Origin of the sequence: Streptomyces mutomycini (genome assembly GCF_001700505.1) — a bacterium.
In the GTDB taxonomy this organism is placed as follows: Bacteria; Actinomycetota; Actinomycetes; order Streptomycetales; family Streptomycetaceae; genus Streptomyces; species Streptomyces mutomycini.
Map to the genome: position 1 here is coordinate 1 of NZ_MAPV01000035.1, position 18,573 is coordinate 18,573.

An 18,573-nucleotide genomic window follows, 5' to 3' on the forward strand; every position below is an offset into this window, starting at 1 on the left:
GCCCCCCGCGTATCCGGAGGCGGATCCCGCTCCGGCGGTGCCGGAGCGGCCCCAGCGGCACCCCGACGAGATGGACTTCGAGCAGCGCCGTGTCCACCTGACCGCCCGCCAGCGGGGCGCGGACGCCACCGCGGTGAGCCGGCTCCTCGTCCAGGTGCCCTCGTTCCTCTGCAGCCTCGCCGTGGTGACCGGCTTCGCGTCGGCGTTCCTCGGGTCGGCCGCCTGGCTTCCCGTCACCCTCTGGGTACTCAGCGGCGTCCTGGTCTTCCACCGCCCCACCGAGGGGTTCCTCGCCCGCAGGCTGCTGCGGCTGCGCGCACCGGCCCCTGCCGAACGGGCCCGGCTGGAGCCGGTGTGGCGCGAGGTCACGGCACGGGCCGGCGTCGACCACCAGCGGTACGAGCTGTGGATCGAGGAGAGCGACGCCATCAACGCGTACGCCGCGGCAGGCCACATCGTCGGCGTCACCACCTTCTCCCTGAACCACCTGCCCAACGGCCAGCTGGCCGCAGCACTCGCGCACGAACTGGGCCACCACACGGGCGGCCACGCCTGGGCCTCCCTGCTGGGCCGGTGGTACGCGACTCCCGCCGAGCTGACCTGGCGGGCGATCCGCGCGATGTCGCGGGTGGCAGTGCGCGTGGCACGCGTCATCTCCCTGCCCGCGACAGGAATCCTGGTCATGCTGTTCGGCTGCGGCCTGCTGGCCTTCGTCGCGGCGGCCTGGATGGTCGTCCTGCCGATGGCGGTCGCCCCGTACCTGCTGGCGCTGGTCAACAGGAGGTCCGAGCTCCGGGCCGACGCCCACGCCGCGGACCTGGGCTTCGCCCACCCGCTCGCCGGGGTCCTGCACACCATGCGGGCGCACGAGGAGGCCTCGTACGCGGCTGCGGGCCCCCAGGCCCGCCGTACGGGCGGACTCGCCAAGCTGCTGTCCTCGCACCCCGACTACGCGGACCGGCTGCAGCACCTCCAGCCGTACCTGGACGGCCGTCCGCCCCGGTGACCGGGAACGCCGAAGGGCGGTCACCCCGTACGCAACGGGGTGACCGCCCTTCGGTCGTATCAAGCGACTCGCTTACTGGTTGTACGGACCGTAGTCGTAGTCCTCCAGCGGAACGGCCTGGCCGGAGCCCGTGCCGAACGGCGAGTAGTCGATGTCGTCGTAGCCGACGGCCGAGTACATCGCGGCCTTGGCCTCCTCGGTCGGCTCGACCCGGATGTTGCGGTAGCGGGACAGACCCGTACCGGCCGGGATGAGCTTACCGATGATGACGTTCTCCTTGAGGCCGATCAGGGAGTCCGACTTGGCGTTGATCGCCGCGTCGGTCAGGACCCTGGTCGTCTCCTGGAAGGACGCCGCCGACAGCCACGACTCGGTGGCGAGCGATGCCTTGGTGATACCCATCAGCTGCGGACGGCCGGAGGCGGGGTGACCGCCCTCGGTGACCACACGACGGTTCTCGACCTCGAACTTCGACCGCTCGACGAGCTCGCCCGGCAGCAGCTCAGCGTCGCCGGACTCGATGATCGTCACACGGCGCAGCATCTGCCGGATGATGATCTCGATGTGCTTGTCGTGGATCGACACGCCCTGCGAGTTGTAGACCTTCTGGACTTCGCCGACCAGGTGGACCTGGACCGCGCGCTGACCGAGGATCCGCAGCACGTCGTGCGGGTTCGTGGCACCGACGGTGAGCTTCTGGCCCACCTCGACCGCGTCGCCCTCGCCGACCAGCAGACGGGCACGCTTGGAGATCGGGAACGGCGTCTCCTCGCTGCCGTCGTCCGGCGTGACGACGAGCTTCTTGGTCTTCTCGGTCTCCTCGATCCGGACCCGGCCCTTGGCCTCCGAGATCGGGGCGACACCCTTGGGGGTGCGCGCCTCGAAGAGCTCGACGACTCGGGGCAGACCCTGCGTGATGTCGTCACCGGCCACACCACCGGTGTGGAAGGTACGCATCGTCAGCTGGGTACCGGGCTCACCGATGGACTGGGCGGCGATGATGCCGACCGCCTCACCGATGTCGACCAGCTTGCCGGTGGCGAGCGAGCGTCCGTAGCAGAAGGCACAGGTGCCGACCGCGGACTCACAGGTCAGGACCGAGCGGGTCTTGACCTCCTCGACGCCGGCGCCCACGAGGGCGTCGATCAGGACGTCACCGAGGTCGACGTTGGCAGGCGCGATGACCTTGCCGTCGACGACGACGTCCTCGGCGAGCATGCGGGCGTAGACCGAGGTCTCGACGTCGTCCGTCTTGCGCAGGACACCGTCGGCGCCCTTCACGGCGATCTTCAGCTTGAGGCCGCGGTCGGTGCCGCAGTCCTCCTCGCGGATGATGACGTCCTGCGAGACGTCCACCAGACGACGGGTCAGGTAACCCGAGTCGGCGGTACGCAGGGCGGTGTCCGCCAGACCCTTACGGGCACCGTGCGTGGAGATGAAGTACTCCAGAACGGTGAGGCCCTCACGGAAGGACGCCTTGATGGGACGCGGAATCGTCTCGTTCTTGGCGTTCGACACCAGACCACGCATACCCGCGATCTGACGCATCTGCATCATGTTTCCTCGGGCACCCGAGTCGACCATCATGAAGATGGGGTTCGTCTTCGGGAAGTTCGCGTTCATCGCCTCGGCAACCTCGTTGGTCGCCTTGGTCCAGATCGCGATGAGCTCCTGCGTGCGCTCGTCCTTGGTGATCAGACCGCGCTCGTACTGCTTCTGGACCTTCTCGTCCTGCTCCTCGTAGCCCTTGACGATGGCCTTCTTGGCCTCGGGCACGACGACGTCGGAGATGGCCACGGTCACACCGGAACGGGTCGCCCAGTGGAAACCGGCCGCCTTCAGGTTGTCGAGCGTCGCCGCCACGATGACCTTGGGGTAGCGCTCGGCCAGGTCGTTGACGATCTCGGAGAGCTGCTTCTTGCCCACCGAGTAGTCGACGAACGGGTAGTCCTCGGGCAGCAGCTCGTTGAAGAGCGCGCGGCCCAGGCTCGTACGCAGGCGGAAGGTGTCACCCGGCTGGTACTCGGGCTCGCCCTCCTCGGCGACCGGCGGCACCCAGCCACGCGGGGGCATGGTGCCCACCGGGAAGCGGATGTCGACCTTCGCCTGGAGCGACAGCTCGCGGGCGTCGAAGGCCATGGTGGCCTCGGCCGTGGAGCCGAACGCGCGGTCCGTGCCCTTGACGTTGCGGCCCTCTTCGTCCGTGGTGAGGAAGAAGAGACCCAGCACCATGTCCTGGGTCGGCATGGTGACGGGACGACCGTCTGCCGGCTTCAGGATGTTGTTCGAGGACAGCATCAGGATGCGTGCCTCGGCCTGCGCCTCCGCGGAGAGCGGCAGGTGCACGGCCATCTGGTCACCGTCGAAGTCCGCGTTGAACGCGGTGCAGACGAGCGGGTGGATCTGGATGGCCTTGCCCTCGACCAGCTGCGGCTCGAAGGCCTGGATGCCGAGGCGGTGCAGGGTGGGCGCACGGTTCAGCAGCACCGGGTGCTCGGCGATGACCTCTTCGAGGACGTCGTACACGACGGTGCGGCCACGCTCGACCATGCGCTTGGCCGACTTGATGTTCTGCGCGTGGTTCAGGTCCACCAGGCGCTTCATCACGAACGGCTTGAAGAGCTCCAGCGCCATCGCCTTCGGCAGACCGCACTGGTGCAGCTTGAGCTGCGGACCGACGACGATCACGGAACGCGCGGAGTAGTCCACGCGCTTGCCGAGGAGGTTCTGACGGAAACGGCCCTGCTTGCCCTTCAGCATGTCGCTGAGGGACTTCAGGGGGCGGTTACCGGGACCGGTGACCGGGCGACCACGGCGGCCGTTGTCGAACAGCGCGTCGACGGCCTCCTGCAGCATCCGCTTCTCGTTGTTCACGATGATCTCGGGGGCACCGAGGTCAAGGAGACGCTTGAGGCGGTTGTTGCGGTTGATCACACGGCGGTACAGGTCGTTCAGGTCGGAGGTCGCGAAGCGGCCACCGTCCAGCTGCACCATCGGACGCAGGTCCGGCGGGATGACCGGCACGCAGTCGAGCACCATGCCCTTGGGCTTGTTGCTGGTCTGCAGGAACGCGGAGACGACCTTGAGGCGCTTGAGCGCACGGGTCTTCTTCTGGCCCTTGCCGGTACGGATGATCTCGCGGAGGCGCTCGGCCTCCTCGTCGAGGTCGAAGGACTCCAGGCGCTTCTGCAGCGCGGCGGCGCCCATGCAGCCGTCGAAGTACGTGCCGAAGCGGTCACGCAGCTCGCGGTAGAGCAGCTCGTCGCCCTCGAGGTCCTGGACCTTGAGGTTCTTGAAGCGGCTCCACACCTCGTCGAGACGGTCGATCTCGCGCTGCGCACGGTCGCGCAGCTGCTTCATCTCACGCTCGGCACCTTCGCGCACCTTGCGGCGCACGTCGGCCTTGGCACCCTCGGCCTCGAGCTCGGCCAGGTCGGTCTCGAGCTTCTTGGCGCGGTTCTCGAGGTCCGAGTCGCGGCGGTTCTCGACCTGCTGGCGCTCGACGGAGACGTGTGCCTCCAGCGACGGGAGGTCGCGGGTGCGGCGCTCCTCGTCGACGAACGTGATCATGTACGCGGCGAAGTAGATGACCTTCTCGAGGTCCTTCGGCGCGAGGTCCAGCAGGTATCCGAGGCGCGACGGGACGCCCTTGAAGTACCAGATGTGGGTGACGGGAGCGGCAAGCTCGATGTGACCCATGCGCTCACGGCGCACCTTGGCGCGCGTGACCTCTACGCCACAGCGCTCACAGATGATGCCCTTGAAGCGGACACGCTTGTACTTGCCGCAGTAGCACTCCCAGTCCCGGGTCGGACCGAAGATCTTCTCGCAGAAGAGTCCGTCCTTCTCGGGCTTGAGCGTGCGGTAGTTGATGGTCTCCGGCTTCTTCACTTCGCCGTGGGACCAGGTCCGGATGTCGTCCGCGGTGGCAAGGCCGATCCGCAGCTCGTCGAAGAAGTTGACGTCGAGCACTTGTCGTCAATCCCTCTTTCGGGGGTTCGAGCCCCCTCGCCTGAGCGAGAAATCGGGGCACTTCAGCAATGGTCTGAACGGGTCCGGGGAGGGCCGGCCGGATCACGAGGATCCGGCCGGGCAACCCGTCAGACCTCTTCGACGCTGCTCGGCTCTCGCCGGGACAGGTCGATACCGAGTTCCTCCGCCGCGCGGAAGACGTCCTCGTCCGTGTCGCGCATCTCGATGGACATGCCGTCCGAGGACAGCACCTCCACGTTGAGGCAGAGCGACTGCATTTCCTTGATGAGCACCTTGAAGGACTCGGGAATGCCGGGCTCGGGGATGTTCTCGCCCTTGACGATCGCCTCGTAGACCTTCACGCGGCCGGTGACGTCGTCGGACTTGATCGTCAGAAGTTCCTGGAGGGCGTATGCGGCGCCGTAAGCCTCAAGGGCCCACACCTCCATCTCACCGAATCGCTGACCACCGAACTGCGCCTTACCACCCAGCGGCTGCTGCGTGATCATGGAGTACGGACCGGTCGAGCGCGCGTGGAGCTTGTCGTCGACCAGGTGGTGCAGCTTGAGGATGTACATGTACCCGATCGAGACCGGGTCCGGGAACGGCTCACCGGAGCGGCCGTCGTACAGGTTGGCCTTGCCCGAGGGCAGGACCAGCCGGTCGCCGTCGCGGTTCGGGATCGTGGCCTGGAAGAGGCCGGTGATCTCGTCCTCGCGCGCGCCGTCGAAGACGGGCGTGGCGACGTTGGTGCCGGGGGCGACCTGGTCGGCGCCGATGGCCTGCAGGCGCTGGGCCCACTCGTCACCGAGGCCGGAGACGTCCCAGCCGCGGCTGGCGAGCCAGCCGAGGTGGATCTCCAGGACCTGTCCCGGGTTCATTCGGGACGGGACACCCAGCGGGTTGAGGATGATGTCGACCGGGGTGCCGTCCTCCAGGAACGGCATGTCCTCGATCGGGAGGATCTTCGAGATGACGCCCTTGTTGCCGTGACGGCCGGCGAGCTTGTCACCATCGGTGATCTTGCGCTTCTGTGCGACGTAGACGCGGACCAGCTGGTTCACGCCCGGCGGCAGCTCGTCGCCCTCTTCGCGGTCGAAGACGCGGACGCCGATGACCTTGCCGATCTCACCGTGCGGCACCTTCAGCGAGGTGTCGCGCACCTCGCGCGCCTTCTCACCGAAGATCGCGCGGAGCAGGCGCTCCTCCGGGGTCAGCTCGGTCTCACCCTTAGGCGTGACCTTGCCGACGAGGATGTCGCCGGCGACGACCTCGGCACCGATACGGATGATGCCGCGCTCGTCGAGGTCGGCGAGGACCTCTTCGGAGACGTTCGGGATGTCCCGGGTGATCTCCTCCGGGCCGAGCTTGGTGTCACGGGCGTCGACCTCGTGCTCCTCGATGTGGATCGAGGAGAGGACGTCGTCCTGCACGAGGCGCTGCGACAGGATGATCGCGTCCTCGTAGTTGTGACCCTCCCACGGCATGAACGCCACGAGCAGGTTCTTGCCGAGCGCCATCTCACCGTTCTCGGTGGCGGGCCCGTCGGCGAGGACCTGGCTCTCGATCACGCGGTCGCCCTCGGAGACGACGACCTTCTGGTTGACCGAGGTGCCCTGGTTGGAGCGCGAGAACTTGGCGATGCGGTACGTGGTGTACGTGCCGTCGTCGTTCGTCACGGTGATGTAGTCCGCGGAGACCTCCTGGACCACACCCGACTTCTCGGCCTTGAGCACGTCACCGGCGTCGGTGGCACAGCGGTACTCCATGCCGGTACCGACCAGCGGCGCCTCGCTCTTGATGAGCGGGACGGCCTGACGCATCATGTTCGCGCCCATGAGGGCACGGTTGGCGTCGTCGTGCTCGAGGAACGGGATCATCGCGGTGGCGACCGACACCATCTGGCGCGGCGAGACGTCCATGTAGTCGACGTCGTCACCGGGGATGTAGTCGATTTCTCCGCCACGACGGCGGACCAGGACGCGGGCCTCGGTGAAGCGCATGTCCTCGGAGAGCGTCGCGTTCGCCTGGGCGATCACGAAGCGGTCCTCTTCGTCGGCCGTCAGGTAGTCGACGTCGTCGGTGACGACGCCCTCGACGACCTTGCGGTACGGCGTCTCGATGAAGCCGAACGGGTTGATGCGCCCGTAGGAGGCCAGCGAACCGATCAGACCGATGTTCGGGCCTTCGGGCGTCTCGATCGGGCACATGCGGCCGTAGTGCGACGGGTGAACGTCACGGACCTCGAAGCCGGCACGCTCACGGGACAGACCACCCGGGCCGAGGGCGTTGAGACGACGCTTGTGCGTCAGACCCGACAGCGGGTTGTTCTGGTCCATGAACTGCGACAGCTGGCTGGTGCCGAAGAACTCCTTGATGGAGGCGACGACCGGCCGGATGTTGATCAGGGTCTGCGGCGTGATCGCCTCGACGTCCTGGGTCGTCATGCGCTCACGCACGACGCGCTCCATACGGGCGAGACCCGTACGGACCTGGTTCTGGATCAGCTCGCCGACGTTACGGATACGACGGTTGCCGAAGTGGTCGATGTCGTCCGTCTCGACCATGATCGAACGGCCTGACTCACCTACGGTCTCGGTCTCACCGGCGTGGAGCTTCACCAGGTACTTGATGGTGGCGATGATGTCGTCGCTGGTGAGGACACCGGCGTCGAGCGGCTCTTCGGCGCCGAGCTTCTTGTTCACCTTGTAGCGGCCGACCTTCGCGAGGTCGTAGCGCTTCGGGTTGAAGTAGAGGTTCTCGAGCAGCGTCTGAGCGGCCTCGCGCGTCGGCGGCTCGCCGGGACGCAGCTTGCGGTAGATGTCGAGCAGCGCGTCGTCCTGGCCCTGGGTGTGGTCCTTCTCCAGGGTGGCGCGCATGGACTCGTACTCGCCGAACTCCTCCAGGATCTGCTCGGTGGTCCAGCCGAGAGCCTTGAGGAGGACGGTGACGGACTGCTTGCGCTTGCGGTCGATGCGGACACCGACCATGTCGCGCTTGTCGATCTCCATCTCCAGCCAGGCACCCCGGGAAGGGATGATCTTGGCGGAGAAGATGTCCTTGTCGGACGTCTTGTCGATGGAGGAGTCGAAGTAGACACCCGGCGAGCGCACCAGCTGCGACACGACGACACGCTCGGTGCCGTTGATGACGAAGGTGCCCTTGTTGGTCATGAGCGGGAAGTCGCCCATGAAGACCGTCTGGGACTTGATCTCGCCGGTCTCGTTGTTGGTGAACTCGGCCGTGACGAAGAGCGGCGCGGCGAACGTGAAGTCGCGCTCCTTGCACTCGTCGATCGAGTTCTTCGGGGGCTCGAAGCGGTGGTCGCGGAACGTGAGCGACATCGACCCGGAGAAGTCCTCGATCGGCGAGATCTCCTCGAAGATCTCCTCCAGGCCGGACTTGGTGGGGACGTCCTGTCCACTGTCCAGAGCGGCCTCGACGCGAGCCTTCCAGGCGGCGTTGCCCAGGAGCCAGTCGAAGCTCTCGGTCTGCAGCGCGAGGAGGTTCGGAACCTCGAGGGGCTCCTTGATCTTTGCAAAAGAGATGCGCAGCGGGGCGGTGCTGGCACCGTTGTTCGTATTCGAGGTCGAGGCGTTGCGCGAGGCGGCCAAGAGGGGGTCCTTCCGAGGGCTCGGACTCACTACGCGCGTACCGGCCCCCAAGCCGCACACAGAGACAGGAATCCCAAGGTCAGGGAATGTCCGGTCTTCGGTGCTGAGCGTGGGCATGCCCCTGGTGACGGGCAGGAGGCAGCTAACAGGCAGCGCAAAGGGTCAGTGTAGCCAAGCGGCACACTGATGTCCAGTCGGGGTTCTCAGAGACCCACGTTGCTCTAAACAGCTGTTCTCAACACCTATGGATAGCCCTCGCGCGGTGTGCGCTCTTCTTTACTGCCCTCTTCGCTCTCGATCCATGCCTCGGATGCGGATCGAGATGACGACGCGTCCTGAGAATTGCGCGCCGCGTGCGGTTCGTCAAGGCCCCATGGCCCCGGCGGACGTCCGCCGATCTTCACCTGCGCCCGGAGGACGCCTGTTGACGCCCCTGGCGCCCCCGGAGAAACGGACGGCGAAGATCACCCTACTCGCCGGGGGCGGAAGATCAAGGCAGCCTCCTGGGGCACGCCAAAGGGCGACCACCCGGATGGGTGATCGCCCTTTGCGATGTGACATCCCCGCCTTGCGGCGGAGACTGCCTTGCGGAGTCAGATGACTCGCAGGGTCACTTGACCTCGACGGAAGCGCCGGCGGCCTTGAGGGACTCGGCAGCCTTGTCAGCGGCCTCCTTGGCGACCTTCTCGACGACCGGCTTCGGGGCGCCGTCGACGAGGTCCTTGGCCTCCTTCAGACCCAGCGAGGTCAGCTCACGCACGACCTTGATGACCTGGATCTTCTTGTCGCCGGCAGCCGTGAGGATGACGTCGAACTCGTCCTGCTCGGCCTCGGCCTCGGCGGCGGGGCCGCCCTGGGCGGGACCGGCGACGGCAACCGCGGCAGCGGCGGTGACGTCGAACTTCTCCTCGAACGCCTTAACGAACTCGGAGAGCTCGATGAGGGTGAGCTCCTCGAACTGGGCGAGCAGGTCTTCCTGGCTGAGCTTCGCCATGATGGCGTCCTTCCACTATTCGGCAGGTGCCGGATGTATATGTCGGCGGGCGTACGTGGTGCCCGCTGGACCACCGAGTGGTTACTCGGCAGCCTCGGCGGGAGCCGGCGTACCGGCACCGCCCTGCTCGGCCCTCTTGGCGCGAAGCGCTTCCGCGGTGCGGACGAACTTCGACGGCAGAGCCTGGAAGAGCTGCGCAGCCTGAGTCTGCTTGCCCTTCATGGCGCCGGCCAGCTTGGCGAGCAGAACCTCGCGGGACTCGAGGTCCGCGAGCTTCTTGATCTCATCGGCGGACAGCGCCTTACCGTCAAGGACACCGCCCTTGATGATGAGGTCGGGGTTGTCCTTGGCGAAGTCACGAAGACCCTTCGCCGACTCCACCGGGTCACCGGTGATGAAGGCAACCGCCGTCGGACCTGCGAACAGGTCGTCCAGCGTGTCGATCCCGGCCTCGTTGGCCGCAATCTTGGTCAGCGTGTTCTTCACCACGGCGTACTGGGCGTTCTCACCGAGCGAACGACGCAGCGTCTTGAGCTGCGCCACGGTGAGACCCCGGTACTCGGTCAGCACTGCGGCGTTCGAGCTGCGGAACTGGTCCGTCAGCTCGGCTACCGCGGCAGCCTTGTCGGGCCTTGCCATGAGCGTCGGCCTCCTTCCGGGTGATGAGGACCGCTCAGAAGGGGCCGGGAAAAACAAAACGCCCCGGCGCAGGCGCCAGGGCGTAGCTCGACCGGACGGATCCGGGAGCTTTCCATAGTCACCTGCGCAGGTCGCCCGTTCTTGACGGATCCTTCGGTCACCGTTTCCCCTTACGAGGACGCGGCAACGACCAGCGGTCTTTGGCTTCTTCGTGAGCGTACGCGACCGGGGCCGTCCGGAGCAAATCCGTCCCGGTTCGACCGGTGCGAGAGGTTTAAGGGCCTCCAGGCGGCTCAGGGGCCCCGCCGACGAGGACGGGCCCCGCAGCCTCCCTGGAGGCTGCGGGGCCCGTCCCATGCCGTGACACGGCTACCGGGTGAGCACGGGGGCTCAGACGGCTGCCGGGTCCTCCTCGACGAGGAGGTTGCGCACGCGGTTGGAGTCCAGCGGGATGCCGGGGCCCATCGTCGTGCTCATGGTCGCCTTCTTGATGAAGCGACCCTTCGCGGCGGACGGCTTCAGACGGAGGATCTCCTCCAGCGCCGCGCCGTAGTTCTCGACCAGCTTCGTGTCATCGAAAGAGGTCTTTCCGATGATGAAGTGCAGGTTCGAGTGCTTGTCGACGCGGAACTCGATCTTTCCGCCCTTGATGTCGTTGACAGCCTTGACGACATCGGGGGTGACGGTGCCGGTCTTCGGGTTCGGCATCAGACCACGCGGACCGAGCACGCGGCCCAGGCGGCCGACCTTGCCCATGAGGTCCGGCGTGGCGACGACGGCGTCGAAGTCCAGACGGCCCTTCGCCACCTCGTCGATGAGCTCGTCGGCGCCGACGATGTCGGCGCCCGCGGCTTCCGCGGCCGCAGCACGGTCACCGGTCGCGAAGACCAGGACCCGGGCGGTCTTGCCGGTGCCGTGCGGGAGGTTCACGGTGCCACGGACCATCTGGTCGGCCTTGCGCGGGTCGACACCCAGCGCGAAAGCGACCTCGACGGTGCTGTCGAACTTCGTGGAGGCGGTGTCCTTGGCGATACGGACGGCCTCGAGCGGGGCGTACTGACGCTCCCGGTCGATCTTCGCGTCCGCAGCGCGGAGGTTCTTACTGCGCTTCACATCTACTCCTGTGGTTTTCAGAGTGTGGAGTCGTGGTGCGGACCAGCGCTTGGTCCTACCACTGTGGGGCTAAGGGGCTGACTCAGCCTTCGACCGTGATGCCCATGGAACGGGCGGTGCCAGCGATGATCTTCGACGCGGCGTCGAGGTCGTTGGCGTTCAGGTCGGGGAGCTTGGTCGTGGCGATCTCGCGGACCTGGTCGGCCGTGAGCTTGGCGACCTTCGTCTTGTGCGGCTCGCCGGAGCCCTTGTCCACACCCGCGGCCTTGAGGATCAGCTTGGCGGCCGGCGGAGTCTTGGTGATGAAGGTGAAGGAGCGGTCGTCGTAGACCGTGATCTCCACCGGCACGACCATGCCACGCTGCGACTCGGTCGCGGCGTTGTAGGCCTTGCAGAACTCCATGATGTTGACGCCGTGCTGGCCCAGTGCGGGACCGACCGGCGGCGCCGGGTTGGCCGCACCGGCGTTGATCTGGAGCTTGATAAGCCCCGTGATCTTCTTCTTCTTGGGAGGCATTGCTCTCTCCGGGTCCTAGTGAGAGTGTTTCGCCGCCATTCCGGTCATCCGGATGGAGGCATACCGCACAACGATAACGGGTATAGCTGCGCGACCAAAAACCGAGCAGGTCAGACTGGCTGCGAAGCCTGTCTGACCTGCTCGGTAGGCATGTGTCCAGAGACTGGCGGAAAGCCCGTCAGTTCTTCTGGATCTGGTCGAAGCTGAGCTCGACCGGGGTCTCGCGACCGAAGATCTCGACGAGGCCCTTGACCTTCTTCGAGTCGGCGTTGATCTCGTTGATCGTCGCCTGCAGGGTCGCGAACGGGCCGTCGGTGACGGTGACCGAGTCGCCCACCTCGAAGTCCAGGACCTGCACCTCGACCTTGCGGGCCGGAGCCGGCTTGCCCTCGGCCTCGGCCGCCTCGCGGGCCGCCTTCTCCTCGGCCTCGGGGGCGAGCATCTTGACGATCTCGTCCAGGGTCAGCGGGTACGGGTCGTAGGCGTTGCCCACGAAGCCGGTGACACCGGGCGTGTTGCGGACAACACCCCAGGACTCGTTCGTCAGGTCCATGCGCACCAGGACGTATCCCGGGAGCTTGTTCTGACGGACGTTCTTCCGCTCACCGTTCTTGATCTGGACGATCTCTTCCTCGGGCACCTCGGCCTGGTAGACGAACTCCTCGACGTTGAGCGAGACGGCGCGCTGCTCCAGGTTGGCCTTCACGCGCTTCTCGTAGCCGGCGTACGTGTGGATGACGTACCACTCGCCGGGAAGTCCTCGCAGCTCTTCGCGCAGGGCGGCGACGGCGTCGACGGGGGCGGCCGGCTCGGCCTCCTCCGCGGACTCGTCGTCGGCGTCGGACTCGTCCGCCGCCTCGTCGTCCTGGGCGGCCTCTTCGTCCTCGTCGGACTCGGCACGCACGGCGTCCTGCTCGGCGGGCTCGCCCGCGGCGTCGTCAGCAGCGTCGACCTGGTCCGGGGCCACGGCATCCGCCGCCTCGACGATGTCGAGCTCGTCCTCGGCGGACTCGACGGCGCTCGCCGTGGGCTCGGCGTCGTCGTTCAGGTTCGGGTCAGACACGATGGCTGCTTCTTCCTGGATACAAATGGGTGGAACATGCGAAAGGGGCGCCGATGAGGCGCCCTCCGCGGGGATCAGCCGAAGACGTACTTGATGACCCGCGCGAATCCGAAGTCAATCACGGTGACGAGACCGATCATGACGACCACGAACACGATCACCACGGCCGTGTACGTCGACAGCTGGCTGCGCGTGGGCCATACGACCTTGCGGAGTTCGGCGACGATCTGGCGGTAGAAGAGCGCGAGCCGGCCCAGAGGGCCCTTCTTGCCGCGCTTTCCGCCCTTCCGGGTCTTCTTCTTCGACTCGGGGGCTTCGTCCTCGGCATCAGGCATGTCGATGGAGCCCACGGCGTCCGTCACGCTACTCACCTGATTCCGGGTCGTGGCCGTGCCGCGCCCGGTGGAGCCGCACGGCGGTGCATTGAAGTACGTACATGCGCACACATCCTGGCGAAGGAGTGTGTAGCAGGGCCGGAGGGACTTGAACCCCCAACCGCTGGTTTTGGAGACCAGTGCTCTACCAATTGAGCTACGACCCTTTGTGGTTTCCACCAACCTACCGCATCTTCCCCGGTGGCCCGGTTGGGAAAACGGTGTGGCTGATGAAGGCCAACGACAGGTGAGTGTACGTGCTCGGGGCCGCCGCGTCGAACAGACAACAACCGACCGGTCCTGTCCGGATGCTGTCCGAGTCGTGTCCGGTCCCTGAAACCCCTGTGCCGACGGCTTTTCCGGTCTGCGAGCATGGGGGCATGAGCGCTGCAACTTCTCCGTCCGAGCGCCGGGTCTCGGCCCGCATCGGTGCGATCTCCGAGTCCGCCACCCTCGCCGTCGACGCCAAGGCCAAGGCCCTCAAGGCCGCCGGCCGTCCGGTGATCGGTTTCGGCGCCGGTGAGCCCGACTTCCCGACGCCCGGTTACATCGTGGACGCCGCCATCGAGGCGTGCCGCAACCCGAAGTACCACCGCTACACCCCGGCGGGCGGGCTCCCCGAGCTCAAGGCCGCCATCGCGGCGAAGACGCTGCGCGACTCCGGTTACGAGGTCGACACCTCCCAGATCCTGGTGACCAACGGCGGGAAGCAGGCCATCTACGAGGCGTTCGCCGCGATCCTCGACCCGGGCGACGAGGTCATCGTGCCCGCCCCGTACTGGACGACGTACCCCGAGTCGATCCGTCTCGCCGGCGGCGTCCCGGTCGAGGTCGTGGCCGACGAGACCACCGGCTACCGGGTCTCGGTCGAGCAGCTCGAGGCGGCGCGCACCGAGCGCACCAAGGTCGTCCTGTTCGTTTCGCCGTCCAACCCGACGGGCGCCGTCTACGACGCGGCCGACACCGAGGCGATCGGCCGCTGGGCCGTCGAGCACGGGCTGTGGGTGATGACGGACGAGATCTACGAGCACCTGGTCTACGGCGACACGACGTTCACCTCGCTCCCCGCGGTCGTGCCCGAGCTGCGTGACAAGTGCATCGTGGTCAACGGCGTCGCCAAGACGTACGCCATGACCGGCTGGCGGGTGGGCTGGGTCATCGGCCCCAAGGACATCGTGAAGGCCGCGACCAACCTGCAGTCCCACGCCACGTCCAACGTCAGCAACGTCTCGCAGGCCGCCGCGCTGGCAGCGGTCTCCGGGCCGCTGGACGCGGTCGCCGAGATGCGGACCGCGTTCGACCGCCGCCGCAGGACGATCGTGCGCATGCTCAACGAGATCGACGGCGTCCTGTGCCCGGAGCCCGAGGGCGCGTTCTACGCCTACCCGTCGGTGAAGGGCCTCCTCGGCAAGGAGATCCGCGGCAGGCGCCCGGCGGACTCCGCCGAGCTCGCGGCCCTCATCCTGGACGAGGCCGAGGTGGCCGTGGTGCCGGGCGAGGCGTTCGGTACGCCGGGTTACCTGCGGCTGTCCTACGCACTGGGCGACGACGACCTGGTCGAGGGCATCTCACGGATCCAGAAGCTGCTGGGCGAGGCCCGCGCCTGACGTGAGTTGATCACGACGACGAGGCGACCCCCGGCTCCGGCCGGGGGTCGCCTTTTCGTTCGAGCCGTAACTCACAGGGGGATCCCGCTATCGCGACACCCCTCGCGTGCGGCAAGATCTTCCGATGGAGCGTGACGTACGGCGGTTGCCCAAGGCCCATCTGCACCTGCACTTCACCGGGTCGATGCGGCCCACCACCCTGCTCGAACTGGCGGACAAGTACGGGGTGCGCCTGCCCGAGGCGCTGACCGGAGGCGAACCGCCGAAACTGCGGGCCACGGACGAGCGCGGCTGGTTCCGCTTCCAGCGCCTCTACGACATCGCCCGGTCCTGCCTGCGCGAGCCGGAGGACATCCAGCGGCTCGTGCGCGAGACCGCCATGGAGGACGTCGCGGACGGTGCCGGCTGGCTGGAGATCCAGGTCGACCCGACCTCGTACGCCCCGCTGCTCGGCGGGCTCATCCCGGCGATCGAGATCATCCTGGACGCCGTGGACCGGGCGTCCCGCGATACCGGGCTGGGAATCCGGGTGGTGATCGCGGCGAACCGGATGAAGCATCCGCTGGACGCCCGGACGCTTGCCCGGCTCGCGGTGCGGTACGCGGACCAGGGGGTCATCGGCTTCGGGCTCTCCAACGACGAACGCCGCGGGATGGCCCGCGACTTCGACCGAGCCTTCGCCATCGCCCGTGAGGGGGGCCTGATCGCCGCTCCGCACGGCGGTGAGCTCTCCGGCCCGTCCAGCGTCCGGGACTGCCTGGACGACCTCGACGCGGCCCGGATCGGGCACGGCGTACGGGCGGCCGAGGATCCGAGGCTGCTGCGCGACCTCGCGGAGCGGGGGGTGACCTGCGAGGTCTGCCCGGCGTCCAACGTGGCGCTCGGCGTCTACGAGAAGCCCGCCGATGTACCCCTGCGCACTCTGTTCGACGCGGGCGTGCCGATGGCGCTCGGCGCGGACGACCCGCTGCTCTTCGGTGCCCGGCTGGCGGCGCAGTACGACCTCGTGCGCCGCCATCACGCCTTCACCGACGAGGAACTGGCCGAGCTGGCCCGGCAGTCCGTACGGGGATCGGTGGCGCCCGTCGACGTGCGGGAGAAGCTGCTGGGCGGGATCGACGCGTGGCTGGCCGGCTGATGCCGCCCGGCGGGGTGCGCGCGCCCGGCGGAAGACCGCTCGTGATCAGTACGCCTGGAGGCTGACGCCGACTGTCACCGGCTCGTTGACGAGGGTGACACCGAACGCCTCGTGGACGCCGGCGACGACCTCGCGGGCCAGGGCGAGCAGGTCCTCCGTGGTCGCGCCGCCCCGGTTGGTGAGGGCGAGCGTGTGCTTGGTGGAGATCCGTGCGGGACCCGTGCCGTACCCCTTGGTGAAGCCCGCCTTGTCGATCAGCCAGGCGGCCGAGGTCTTCACCCGGCCGTCGCCCGTGGGGAAGGCCGGGGGCCTGATGTCCGCGCCCAGGCGCTCACCGGCACGGGCGACGAAGGCCGCGTGCTCCGCCTCGTCGAGGATCGGGTTGGTGAAGAAGGATCCTGCCGACCAGGTGTCGTGGTCCTCGGGGTCGAGGACCATTCCCTTGCCCGCCCTCAGCCGGAGGACGGTTTCGCTGGCGGAGGCGGCGGGAACGCGATCACCCTGTTCGACGCCCATGGCCCTGGCCGTCTCGGGGTAGCGCAGGGGCGCGGACTGCCCGCCCGCGTCCTCCAGGGCGAACCGGACGCGGAGCACGACGAAGCGGTCGGGTTCGGCCTTGAATCGGCTGTGCCGGTACGAGAACGCGCAGGCGTCGTTCGGGAGGGTGACCGTCTCCCGGGTGCGCCGGTCGTAGGCGACGACCTCGGTGATGACCGAGGACACCTCCTGCCCGTAGGCGCCGACGTTCTGGATCGGCGTGGCCCCGGCGGATCCGGGAATCCCTGCGAGGCATTCGATCCCGGCCAGCCCGGCCGCGACCGTACGTGCCACGGCGTCGGTCCAGACCTCGCCGGCCGCGAGTTCGAGCGCCGTGCCGGAGAGCTCGAAGCCCTTGGTCGCGATGCGCAGGGCTGTTCCGTCGAAGCCCTTGTCGCCGATGACCAGGTTGGAGCCGCCTCCGATGACCAGCAGAGGCGTGCCGCTGTCGTCCGCTTCGCGTACGGCGGCGATCACCTCCGCGTCGGTGGTGGCCGTCAGGAGGCGGTCGGCCGGGCCGCCGAGGCGGAAGGTGGTCAGGGGGGCGAGAGGGGCGTCGTGGAGTTCCTGCACGGGGACAAGAGTACGGTCCACGCCCCTTGACCGGGGCATGGACCGTACGTACGAGCTGGGCGCGGCGGTGACGTTCAGGCGAGACGGACGACGGCGCGGGACATGCCCAGCACCTTCTTGCCCTCGCTCATCGCCGTGAGGTCGATCCGCACCAGGTTGTCGTCCAGCTTCGCGCCGACCTTGCCACTGACCTCGATCAGGGCCCCGGTGCCGTCGTTCGGGACGACGACCGGCTTGGTGAACCGCACTCCGTACTCGACGACCGCACCGGGGTCACCGGCCCAGTCCGTGACCACCCGGATCGCCTCGGCCATGGTGAACATGCCGTGTGCGATCACGTCCGGCAGTCCGACCTCGCGCGCGAACTTCTCGTTCCAGTGGATCGGGTTGAAGTCCCCGGAGGCGCCCGCGTACTGCACCAGGGTCGCCCGGGTCACCGGGAACGACCGCGCCGGCAGTTCCGTACCGACCTCGACAGCCCCGTAGGCGATGCTCGCCGTCATCACGCCTCCTCGGCGGCGCGCGCCACCAGTTTCGTCCACGCGGTCACGACGTGCTCGCCCGACTCGTCGTGCACCTCGCCGCGGATGTCCACGATGTCGTTGCCCGCCATCGTCTTGATCCCTTCGATGGTCGAGGTGACCGTGAGCCGGTCCCCCGCCCGCACCGGGCGCACATAGGCGAACTTCTGGTCGCCGTGGACCACGCGGCTGTAGTCCAGGCCCAGCTGCGGGTCCTGGATCACCTGACCCGCGGCCCTGAAGGTGATCGAGAACACGAACGTGGGCGGAGCGATCACATCCGGATGCCCCAGCGCCTTGGCTGCTTCCGGATCCACGTACGCGGGGTTGTCGTCACCCACCGCTTCCGCGAACTCCCGGATCTTCTCCCGGCCGACCTCGTACGCCGGGGTGGGCGGATAGGTCCGCCCAACGAAGGACTGATCGAGCGCCATGAGCCCGGTACCTCCTGATGAAAGTCGGATAGGGCGAGTGAACACCCTGAGCCACCAGATAAAACGACACGAGGCCGCCCCCAGTGGGGACGGCCTCGTGTACGAGCCTGATTCAGCGCGTTTCGCGGTGCGCCGTGTGCGAGTTGCAGCGCGGGCAGTGCTTCTTCATCTCAAGACGGTCCGGGTTGTTACGCCGGTTCTTCTTGGTGATGTAGTTCCGCTCCTTGCACTCCACGCAGGCCAGCGTGATCTTCGGGCGGACGTCGGTGGCAGCCACGTGAGTGCTCCTTGGACGGACGGATGGACGGATGAACGCATAAAAGAGTAGCCGATCGAAGGACCGACCCCACAATCGGCTACCGTTAGTAGCGGTGACCGGACTTGAACCGGTGACACAGCGATTATGAGCCGCTTGCTCTACCGACTGAGCTACACCGCTTTGATGCCGGGCTTCCCCGCCGAAGCGGGGTT

General features: G+C 67.4%; 15 protein-coding genes and 2 tRNA genes. 3 read left to right on the forward strand and 14 right to left on the reverse strand.

Translation table 11 applies throughout. From position 1 onward, the window contains the following. On the forward strand, positions 1-1,006 hold a 1,006-nt coding region (locus BFF76_RS05305), incomplete at its 5' end, for a M48 family metalloprotease (protein ID WP_338058032.1). A gap of 72 nt (positions 1,007-1,078) precedes the next feature. On the opposite strand, the gene BFF76_RS05310 is transcribed toward BFF76_RS05305, so the two are convergent. The 9 genes from BFF76_RS05310 to BFF76_RS05350 all read right to left on the reverse strand — a co-directional run bounded on the left by BFF76_RS05310 (position 1,079) and on the right by BFF76_RS05350 (position 13,459). Beyond that, entirely contained in the window at positions 1,079-4,978 is a 3,900-nt protein-coding gene (locus BFF76_RS05310) for a DNA-directed RNA polymerase subunit beta' (RefSeq protein ID WP_031096337.1), read from the reverse strand. 128 nt (positions 4,979-5,106) lie between these two features. Next, positions 5,107-8,592, reverse strand: a complete 3,486-nt coding sequence (gene rpoB, locus BFF76_RS05315; protein ID WP_031096335.1) for a DNA-directed RNA polymerase subunit beta — start codon at positions 8,590-8,592, stop codon at positions 5,107-5,109. A gap of 610 nt (positions 8,593-9,202) precedes the next feature. Next, positions 9,203-9,586, reverse strand: coding sequence for a 50S ribosomal protein L7/L12 (gene rplL / locus BFF76_RS05320; RefSeq protein WP_031096333.1), 384 nt, complete (start codon positions 9,584-9,586; stop codon positions 9,203-9,205). A gap of 81 nt (positions 9,587-9,667) precedes the next feature. Further along, positions 9,668-10,225: a 50S ribosomal protein L10 gene (gene rplJ / locus BFF76_RS05325; protein ID WP_053930268.1), complete on the reverse strand. Its 558-nt coding sequence runs from the start codon at positions 10,223-10,225 to the stop codon at positions 9,668-9,670. Positions 10,226-10,615: 390 nt separating this feature from the next. Beyond that, on the reverse strand, positions 10,616-11,338 hold the full coding sequence (gene rplA / locus BFF76_RS05330; protein WP_053930267.1) for a 50S ribosomal protein L1: 723 nt from the start codon (positions 11,336-11,338) through the stop codon (positions 10,616-10,618). Between the two features lie 82 nt (positions 11,339-11,420). After that, positions 11,421-11,855: a 50S ribosomal protein L11 gene (gene rplK / locus BFF76_RS05335; RefSeq protein WP_031096329.1), complete on the reverse strand. Its 435-nt coding sequence runs from the start codon at positions 11,853-11,855 to the stop codon at positions 11,421-11,423. Between the two features lie 178 nt (positions 11,856-12,033). After that, positions 12,034-12,918 (reverse strand): transcription termination/antitermination protein NusG, encoded by an 885-nt coding sequence (gene nusG / locus BFF76_RS05340; protein WP_031096327.1) that lies wholly within the window; start codon positions 12,916-12,918, stop codon positions 12,034-12,036. A gap of 74 nt (positions 12,919-12,992) precedes the next feature. Further along, positions 12,993-13,280 carry a preprotein translocase subunit SecE gene (gene secE / locus BFF76_RS05345; RefSeq protein WP_031096325.1) on the reverse strand — a complete coding sequence of 96 codons (288 nt, stop codon included), beginning with the start codon at positions 13,278-13,280 and terminating at the stop codon, positions 12,993-12,995. Positions 13,281-13,386: 106 nt separating this feature from the next. After that, positions 13,387-13,459: transfer RNA gene (locus tag BFF76_RS05350), tRNA-Trp, on the reverse strand. Positions 13,460-13,672: 213 nt separating this feature from the next. Here BFF76_RS05350 and BFF76_RS05355 point away from each other — a divergent pair. Both BFF76_RS05355 and BFF76_RS05360 read left to right on the forward strand, forming a co-directional pair. Beyond that, on the forward strand, positions 13,673-14,899 hold the full coding sequence (locus tag BFF76_RS05355) for a pyridoxal phosphate-dependent aminotransferase (protein WP_031096323.1): 1,227 nt from the start codon (positions 13,673-13,675) through the stop codon (positions 14,897-14,899). Between the two features lie 124 nt (positions 14,900-15,023). Continuing rightward, positions 15,024-16,037: an adenosine deaminase gene (locus BFF76_RS05360; protein ID WP_031096320.1), complete on the forward strand. Its 1,014-nt coding sequence runs from the start codon at positions 15,024-15,026 to the stop codon at positions 16,035-16,037. Between the two features lie 45 nt (positions 16,038-16,082). Here the strand turns inward: BFF76_RS05360 and BFF76_RS05365 are convergent, their stop codons facing one another. The 5 genes from BFF76_RS05365 to BFF76_RS05385 all read right to left on the reverse strand — a co-directional run bounded on the left by BFF76_RS05365 (position 16,083) and on the right by BFF76_RS05385 (position 18,541). Beyond that, positions 16,083-17,147, reverse strand: a complete 1,065-nt coding sequence (locus BFF76_RS05365) for a UDP-N-acetylmuramate dehydrogenase (RefSeq protein ID WP_031096318.1) — start codon at positions 17,145-17,147, stop codon at positions 16,083-16,085. A gap of 74 nt (positions 17,148-17,221) precedes the next feature. Further along, complete coding sequence (locus BFF76_RS05370; protein WP_031096316.1) at positions 17,222-17,650, reverse strand: MaoC family dehydratase; 429 nt, start codon at positions 17,648-17,650, stop codon at positions 17,222-17,224. Beyond that, positions 17,650-18,102, reverse strand: a complete 453-nt coding sequence (locus BFF76_RS05375; protein ID WP_031096314.1) for a MaoC family dehydratase N-terminal domain-containing protein — start codon at positions 18,100-18,102, stop codon at positions 17,650-17,652. Before BFF76_RS05375 ends, BFF76_RS05370 begins: the two co-directional genes overlap by 1 nt. Positions 18,103-18,214: 112 nt before the next feature. Then, positions 18,215-18,379, reverse strand: a complete 165-nt coding sequence (gene rpmG, locus BFF76_RS05380; protein ID WP_003956487.1) for a 50S ribosomal protein L33 — start codon at positions 18,377-18,379, stop codon at positions 18,215-18,217. A gap of 89 nt (positions 18,380-18,468) precedes the next feature. Then, positions 18,469-18,541, reverse strand: a tRNA-Met gene (locus BFF76_RS05385). Positions 18,542-18,573 lie beyond the last annotated feature (32 nt).